Genomic DNA, 8361 nt, shown 5'->3' with positions numbered 1-8361 from the left:
GGGCTGCCCATAAAAGTCCGATTGGTTCAACTAATAATCAGTGGGGATGAAGAAAACCCCCACTGATTAAAGTTTCACTTTATATAAGAGAGAGTGCTTAGAAGTTTACTATTGGGGAAATCTAAAGGACGTAGTACAATCAATGTAATTTGTGCTTATTCAACATGAAGTTAAGGAATGATAAATAAACCTAAAAGAAAGCAATCTTTTTAACAGCACAAATAATTGCATTTACTCATACAGTACTAGTATGGTACAATATGGTTATTAATGACGGAAAGGAATGATGGGTGGACGATGATTAACTAATCTTATTTTTAAATGTTGAAATTCAATAAATTTCAATTTCTAAAAAATAGGATTAGTCTGCCCAATTCCAAACAACGGTATTGCTATTTATATTGCGCAATAGCTTATTTGGGTATAAATAATATAATGACTAATCCTGCCAAATTTATTTGGGAGGATTTTTTTATTCTCCCTTAATGAAAGGGACGATATTTATGAAAGAACTATTAAAATTAAATGATGTTTATGTTGAAATAAAAGAAAATATGTTGTTAGAGAAAATGAATGTGACAGTAAAACAAGGGGATGTTATCGGATTAATCGGTAAAAATGGTGCTGGTAAATCAACGTTACTTCAATTAATAAATGGGAAGATTGAACCTTCAAAAGGTACTGTTGAATGGATGCAAATGAATATGACAACAGCATATGTTGAGCAAGAAATAGAATCTTTTATTAGTAATGATGTAATTGCAAAAGAAGCAGAACTTCTTGCGAAATGGGGCGTGCCAACGAACGATTTTCATACTTTAAGTGGTGGTGAAAAGCTGAAAATTCGATTAGCAAAAGGATTTGCTGAAAATCCTAATGTCTTAATATTAGACGAACCGACAAATCATTTAGATGAGATCAGTACGGGATTTCTCATTAAACAAATAAAAAACATGAGAGGTACAGTTATCGTTGTATCGCATGATCGATATTTTTTAGATGTTGTCGCAACAAAAATATGGTCAATTGAGGACAAAAAATTAATTGAGCATAGTGGTAATTATACGAGCTACATGAAAGCACGTGAGCAAAAAAGAAAGTCGCAGCAGCGTGAATATGAAAAGCAGCAAAAAAAGATAGAACAAGTAGAAACACATATAAAAGAATTGAGTTCATGGTCACAAAAGGCACACGCGCAGTCTACAAAACAAGAAGGTGTGAAAGAATTCTATCGTGTAAAAGCGAAGCGAATGGATGCACAAGTGAAGTCAAAACGAAAACGACTTGAAAAAGAGCTGGAGAAAGCGAAAGTAGAACATGTGAAAGAAGAGTATTCAGTTGAGTTTTCTATTCAAGCGAACAAAAAAGTAGGAAAACGTTTTTTAGAAGTGAAGCAATTAAAAAAAGACTTTCATGGGAAAGTATTATTTGAAAACGTTAATTTTACAATTCAGCACGGTGAGAAAGTTGCGATTGTTGGACCAAACGGTAGTGGGAAAACAACATTACTGAAGATGATTATGGGAACGGAAACTGCTGAAGGAGAAATATGGATTTCACCATCTGCGAACATCGGCTATTTAACACAAGAAGTTTTTGATTTACCGCTTGATAAAACACCAGAAAATTTATTTTTTAAAGAGACGTTTGAAGAAAGAGGAAAAGTCCAAAATTTAATGAAACATTTAGGGTTCCAAGCTTCTCAATGGAAAGAGCCGATTGAGCATATGAGTATGGGAGAAAGAGTAAAATGTAAGCTAATGGCTTATATTTTAGATGAAAAAGATGTACTCATTTTAGACGAACCGACGAATCACTTGGATCTACCTTCACGTGAACAACTTGAAAATACATTAGCTGAGTATAACGGAACATTAGTAATTGTATCTCACGATCGATATTTTCTGGAGAAAACAACTAACACAAAACTCGTGTTTTCAAACAATACGATACAAAAGCAGCTAGAAGAACCTACGAAAACAAGAGATGATATTGAAGAGCTACGTTTAACGTTAGAAACAGAGAGACAAGAAGTATTAGGGAAATTAAGCTTTTTAACTTCTAACGACAAAGAATATAAAGCACTGGATGAACGGTTTATGGAACTTACGAAGCAGATTAAGGCACTATAATGTATTTGTAAACGTGATTAAGGGGGATGGTTACATTCCCATCAAACTAATCAAGTAAATTACTAGATACGAAATGCTTCTTGTTTCAAAACTAGTAAGTGATAAAAAAGTAGGCATGCTAAAGAAGCCTATTAAAAAGTGATTTTTCGCTAGGCAGCTTGTCTATGCTTCACCGTCGTGTTATACACAATCCCTAGAATATCAAAGACGGTCATATTCTTATGTCTATGATATTTACGACCGTTCTTTTTGAGCAGTTGATAAAGGCGATGCAGAATTTTTAAAAGTTCTTCTGTGCCAACCGCTATCGCTTGAAACAGTAAAGGAAAGTAATCTTTAATCATATAAATCGCTTTGTATTCACTCAGTTCCTGCTTTTTCTTTTCAAGCAGAAACTGTCGCATTTGAAACATTGTAGAAGAACAAAGGAGAATACCTATGAGTTGCCCATATAAATGACACTCTAGGTGTTCTCTTTTTATATTTTTACATTCATCAATTTCAAAGAATGACTTCCGCGTTTTAAACAAAATTTCAATCTGCCAACGAAGTGAATATAATGAATGCACGTAGTTCGTCGGTACTTCTTCTAGCGACGTGTTCGTGATATATACATTCATGCTCATTAAACGTTTACTTTTATCCTTCATGACAATGCCTTTCTTCTTTTCACGTATTGCTTGGTTTTTCAGACGTATTTGCGTTTGATCATCGGTTAAACGATGGATAATAACACGTGCTGGAAGTTTCTGATTTTGACCAATGTATGCCTCGGGGATTTCCATCGTTTCACCAGGGATTAGACCAGACAGCATTTGTGTCATATCAAGCTGGATGTATTCCGTTTGCTTTTTTAACGTACCATTGTTGTAATATTGGCTTACGTTAAGCTTGTGAAAAAAACATATTCATGTATAATACAATTGATGTATGATACATTAGTTGTAGGAGGGTGACCTATTTGAAAAGAGAAGATGCCTTAAAACTAAGAACAGATATTAAGAAAATGATTATAATAACTGGGGTTTTTGAATCTCAAAATTTGCCCAATGGGCTATTTGAAAAACCTTTACCAACTTCTCAAATGATGGCGTTAGAGGAACTAGAGGTGGAAAAATTAACTGTTTGGCAACTATCCAATAAACTTAGATTAGAGACTTCAACTGTAAGTAGATTGGTAGATAAGTTAGTAAAAAAGGGGCTTATTTATCGTGAAGTAAATGAAAAAAATAGAAGAGAACTTTTTCTGCACCTCACAGAAAAAGGTCACATAACTGTTAATTGCTTAAGAGAGCAATCCATTACATTTTATCAAAGTATTCTCAATAATTTATCAGAATCAGAACAAAAAATAGTTGTGGATGGTTTTGAATTATTTATTGATTCTATTTCTAAGTCTTTTGATTAGAGTGAGGTAAATCATAACATTTGGAGGGTAAAATGAGTTTGGATTTTGAACGTCCTATTATTGAATTAAAAGAGAAATTTGATGAATTAAAGAAAATTATGAAAGAAAATAATGTAGATTTATCGCCAGAAATTCATGTATTAGAAAAACGTTTAAATAAAATGCAAGATAAAATTCATTCTAATATTACACCTTTTCAACGAGTTCAAATTGCAAGGCTACGTAACCGGCCCACGACATTGGACTATATACCTTTATTGTTTACAAACTTTCTCGAACTTCATGGTGATCGATTATATGGTGATGATAAAGCAATGATAGGTGGTATTGCAAAATTTAAAGGGATGCCCGTTACGGTTATTGGTCATCAAAGAGGTAGAAATACAAAGGAAAATATAGAAAGAAATTTTGGAATGGCACATCCAGAAGGTTATAGAAAAGCGCTAAGACTTATGAAACAAGCTGATAAATTTAATCGCCCTATTATTACATTTATTGATACAATAGGCGCCTATCCAGGGAAAGGGTCTGAAGAACGTGGAATTTCTGAAGCGATAGCTCGAAATCTATTTGAAATGGCTACACTTAAAGTGCCAATTGTTTGTATTGTAATTGGAGAGGCATCAAGTGGTGGAGCTCTTGGCATTAGTGTCGGTAACCATATCCATATGTTAGAGTATTCATGGTACTCGGTAATTTCGCCAGAAGGAGCAGCATCTATCCTATGGAAGGACGCTAAGTATGCTCCAGAAGCTGCTGAACATATGAAAATTTCAGCAAAAGATTTAAAACATTTAGGAATTATTGATGAAATCATTCCTGAAATTAAAGGTGGAGCACAAAATGATATAAAATCACAGGCAAAAGTGATTGAATCTGTAATCGAATCATCTCTGAAAAAATTGATACTATTATCCTCGGAAGAGCTTATACAACAGCGGTATGAAAAGTATAGACAAATAGAGAATTATAAATGAAAATATTTAAAGTCCGTATTACATTTCGGAGGATTCTCGCGAAAAAATTCTAAATATTTCGTAATCATCTTCTTAAACTGGGATATGCTGATACTATTACTCTACAAAAGGTGTGTGATCGGTATGGAAAAGGGAAATTTGTTCAAATGGATGCATTATCACATACCCATCAACTTAAGAAATTGATTGTTCCCGAAAACGAAAAAATGAGCTGAATTCTCATAAATAACTGTAAAAAGGTGAAAATTTCGGTATGGGGGTATCTCAAAAGCTTAGGTTGATGGCAATGGGGGATGGTCATGGAAATAGAAAATTCCGCTAAGTTATTTAGGCTAGATTGTGGTGAAATTTACTTACAAGAGTTTTCCACTAAAGATGCAGAGAGTATTTATAACATATCCAATCAACCGGAAATAGAAAAGTTTTTACCGGACTGGAAATCGACGAAAGAACAAAGGGTTAATTGGGTTGTAAATTATGAAATACCAGAAAATAAAGCGTTTCTTCATGCAGTGAGAACTACGACTAACATAGATGATCACATATTAAGACTAGGAATATTTAAGAAAACCACAAATGAATTTATTGGATGGTGCTGCACAGGTATGAAAGAAGAACTCCCTTCACCAAACAGAGAGATAATGTATGCTATCTCAAATGAACATCAAAATCATGGCTATGCTACAAAAGCGACTAAAGGTTTAATTGACTTTTTGTTTAAAGAAACAAATTTAAATGTCCTTAACGCAATTGCTTTAATTAACAATGTAGCATCAAATAAAGTTATTGAAAAATGTGGGTTTATTTATAAGAGCCAACAGAGGATAGAAAATCAAATATATAATCATTATATATTGAGAAGATCTGAGTGGATAAAAATATAACGTTGGGTAGTAAAAGACCGATAAAGCAATCGGTCTTTTCTCATTTATATAATAAAGGTTTCATATACTTTGTATTTCCTGCTACTATACAATTATTATAAGATAGTTATGCGTTAATTTCAGTTTAAAAAAAGTTTTATTATCAGTTTTTTTAGAAATCTTACAAGCGTGTAAGATAAATGAAAGACGAATCAATATGAGCTGTAAGACAATTCATTTACACTCTGTTATGAGACGTGCAAATGAAGGGAGAATATACATGGAAATTTTACATGCAAAAAGTATTAGTAAAGTATATAAAGGGAAAGTACCTTATAAAGCATTAGTTGATATTGATTTATCAATTCAAGAAGGTGAATTTGTAGGGATTATGGGGCCATCTGGTAGTGGAAAAACAACGTTATTAAATATGGTATCTACTATTGATTCTCCATCATCGGGAGAAATTTTAATAAATGGCACAAATCCTTTCCAATTATCATCAGAAGATTTAGCGTTATTCCGCAGAAAACAATTAGGATTTGTTTTTCAATCATTTAATCTTCTTAGCACACTTACTGTAAAAGAAAACATCGTATTGCCGATGACTTTAGATGGTGTTTCCGTGCAAGAAATGAACAAGCGATTGGAAGAGATTGCAGAGAAGTTAAATATTACAGATATCTTGAATAAAAGAACATTTGAAATATCAGGGGGACAAGCTCAAAGAACAGCAATCGCTCGTGCGATCGTTCATAAGCCGCAATTATTACTTGCAGATGAACCAACAGGGAACTTGGACTCTAAATCTTCAAATGATGTAATGGAGATGCTTGATACTCTAAATAAAGAAGAAAAAGCAACGATGATGTTAGTTACACATGATCCGTATGCAGCGAGCTTTTGCAGCCGAGTAATCTTTATTAAAGATGGTCAACTATATAACGAAATTTATTGTGGTGAAAGTAGGCAAACTTTTTATCAAAAGATTATGGATGTCCTTTCTTTGTTAGGAGGAAAAAGGCATGACTTTTCGTCAGTTCGCATTTAATAATATTTTTCGCAATAAGCGTACATATGCTGCTCATTTTTTAAGTAGTGCATTTTCTATTATGATTTTCTTTACGTATGCTCTTTTATTATTTCATCCTGATTTACAAGGTGAGTTGAAATCGACAAGTGCAACAATAAGTGCATTTGGTACATTGGGATTTTCAGTTTCGCAAGGATTGATTTTTGTATTTTCATTTTTCTTCATTTTATATTCAGTTAGTTCGTTTTTAAAAACGCGTAAGAAAGAATTTGGCGTTTTAATGATGCAAGGTATGTCAATGAGACAGCTTAAAAAGTTATTGTTAATTGAAAATATGTTAATTGGTTTTGGTTCAATATGTATAGGTATTCTTATTGGACTCATATTTTCTAAACTAGTTTTATTAATAAGCGCAAGTGTATTAATGATTAGTAACGGCTTGCCTTTTTATATACCAGTACAGGCTGTATTATTAACAATCATTACATTTCTGTTCTTATTTTTAATTGTTTCGCTAGTAACATTTAAAATGATAAAAGTTACAGAGCTTGTGGAACTGATTCAAGCAGGAGAAAAGCCAAAACCTGAACCGAAATCGTCAATTTTATTATCAATTTTTTCTTTATTTAGTATAGGGTATGGCTATATTTTAGTATTTCGCTTTATCCCAAATCATAGTTTTATTGTGCTAGGAATAGGAGTATTCCTGGTGATTATTGGAACGTACTTTTTATATACACAGTGTAGCGTTTATATATTGCATCTTGCTAAAAGGAGAGAAACTTTCTTTTTAAAGAGAACAAATATACTAACATTTTCAGAATTAATTTATCGTATGAAAGATAATGCAACAATGTTTTTTATAGTATCTATTATATCAGCAGTTGCTTTTACAGCAATTGGCACGACAGCTGCTCTTGGAAATAAAGATTTAGTAAGGATGACGAATCCGTATACATTACTATACATGGCTCCTGAAAACAACAAAATAGCGGATAAACATCTCTCTATTATAAAAAACCATCTGGCTGATGCTAATATTCCGTATCGAATGGCTTCATCTTCATATATATATACAGAAAGTAATGTATATGTAATGAAATTAAGTGAATATAACGAACTTGCGAGAGCGCTAGGGTATCAACAAGAAACGATTGAAAAAGAAGATGAAATGTTATTAATTCCTGGAATGGTATCACAAAAACAAGAATTTAAAAATGGTGATTATAAGAAGAATATTGAAGTCATTCAAGGCGATTGGACAAAGACATTTCATGTGAAAAAAACTGTCGATAATTTAGTTTTGCCACATGATACGAAAGGGATATATATTGCTATTCAAGATCATGTATATGATGGAATTCCACTTAATAGTGGTCCAGATAATGAAGATATTATTCAATATCGTACTTACGGATTTGTTGTAGATGATTGGATAAAAACGAAAGAGGTTTCAAACCAATTAAATAATATATTTGATCAAGAACCTAGAGATATACATTTTGAATTTAGAGCACTAACAATAGAGTTGTTAAGTGCAAAACAAACGAATGGGTTATTACTTATGGCTAGTGTTTTAGTCGGAATCGTTTTCTTCACATTTGCTGCTAGTTTTATTTATTTCCGATTATATACTGATTTGAATCGTGATCAACAGCAGTATAAAATGATTTCGAAAATGGGGTTAAGTAAACGGGAGCTAAAGAAAGTTGTAACGAGACAGTTATTATTAATGTTTTTCTTACCAATTGTCGTTGCAGTAATACATACTGTAGTCGCTTATATGGCATTACAACAATTAGTCGATTTTTCTATTCTAAATAGCTCTATCGTCATTTTAATTTCATTTATATGTATACAAGTTTTATATTTCTTTATAACTCGTTGGCGTTATTTACAAAAGCTTCATAAGACAATGGAACAATAGAGAAAATCAGCAAGTAAGATT

The 8361-nt window shown here is 32.5% G+C and carries 6 protein-coding genes and 1 pseudogene; 6 read left to right on the top strand and 1 reads right to left on the bottom strand.

The features are described from left to right. Positions 1–503 precede the first annotated feature (503 nt). Positions 504–2132 (top strand): ribosomal protection-like ABC-F family protein, encoded by a 1629-nt coding sequence (abc-f, locus tag MR107_RS22220; RefSeq protein WP_242292723.1) that lies wholly within the window; start codon positions 504–506, stop codon positions 2130–2132. 149 nt (positions 2133–2281) lie between these two features. On the opposite strand, the pseudogene MR107_RS22215 reads toward abc-f, so the two are convergent. Continuing rightward, positions 2282–3010 (bottom strand): annotated as a pseudogene (locus MR107_RS22215) (IS4 family transposase); the annotation flags it as partial. A gap of 83 nt (positions 3011–3093) precedes the next feature. Between MR107_RS22215 and MR107_RS22210 the strand changes: the two are divergent. The 5 genes from MR107_RS22210 to MR107_RS22190 all read left to right on the top strand — a co-directional run bounded on the left by MR107_RS22210 (position 3094) and on the right by MR107_RS22190 (position 8340). Continuing rightward, positions 3094–3540: a MarR family winged helix-turn-helix transcriptional regulator gene (locus tag MR107_RS22210; RefSeq protein WP_000817658.1), complete on the top strand. Its 447-nt coding sequence runs from the start codon at positions 3094–3096 to the stop codon at positions 3538–3540. Positions 3541–3572: 32 nt separating this feature from the next. Continuing rightward, positions 3573–4517, top strand: coding sequence for an acetyl-CoA carboxylase carboxyltransferase subunit alpha (locus tag MR107_RS22205; RefSeq protein WP_000050722.1), 945 nt, complete (start codon positions 3573–3575; stop codon positions 4515–4517). Between the two features lie 299 nt (positions 4518–4816). After that, positions 4817–5401 (top strand): GNAT family N-acetyltransferase, encoded by a 585-nt coding sequence (locus tag MR107_RS22200; RefSeq protein ID WP_000402112.1) that lies wholly within the window; start codon positions 4817–4819, stop codon positions 5399–5401. A gap of 259 nt (positions 5402–5660) precedes the next feature. Further along, a complete protein-coding gene (locus tag MR107_RS22195; RefSeq protein WP_000404283.1) occupies positions 5661–6431 on the top strand; it encodes an ABC transporter ATP-binding protein in 771 nt (256 codons plus the stop codon). Continuing rightward, the gene (locus MR107_RS22190) at positions 6406–8340 is read left to right on the top strand and encodes an ABC transporter permease (RefSeq protein WP_000144159.1); all 1935 of its coding nucleotides are present in this window, start codon (positions 6406–6408) and stop codon (positions 8338–8340) included. Before MR107_RS22195 ends, MR107_RS22190 begins: the two co-directional genes overlap by 26 nt. The last annotated feature ends 21 nt before the right edge of the window (positions 8341–8361 follow it).

Origin of the sequence: Bacillus cereus group sp. BfR-BA-01441, assembly GCF_022663075.1 — a bacterium.
GTDB lineage: Bacteria > Bacillota > Bacilli > Bacillales > Bacillaceae_G > Bacillus_A > Bacillus_A cereus.
The sequence above is the reverse complement of the archived record's forward strand: the minus strand, read 5'-3'. Positions and strand labels throughout refer to the sequence as shown.

Coding starts and splice junctions, on each gene's coding strand:
- abc-f (WP_242292723.1), top strand. CDS start 504: ATGAAAGAACTATTAAAATTAAATGATGTTTATGTTGAAATAAAAGAA.
- MR107_RS22205 (WP_000050722.1), top strand. CDS start 3,573: ATGAGTTTGGATTTTGAACGTCCTATTATTGAATTAAAAGAGAAATTT.
- MR107_RS22200 (WP_000402112.1), top strand. CDS start 4,817: ATGGAAATAGAAAATTCCGCTAAGTTATTTAGGCTAGATTGTGGTGAA.
- MR107_RS22195 (WP_000404283.1), top strand. CDS start 5,661: ATGGAAATTTTACATGCAAAAAGTATTAGTAAAGTATATAAAGGGAAA.
- MR107_RS22190 (WP_000144159.1), top strand. CDS start 6,406: ATGACTTTTCGTCAGTTCGCATTTAATAATATTTTTCGCAATAAGCGT.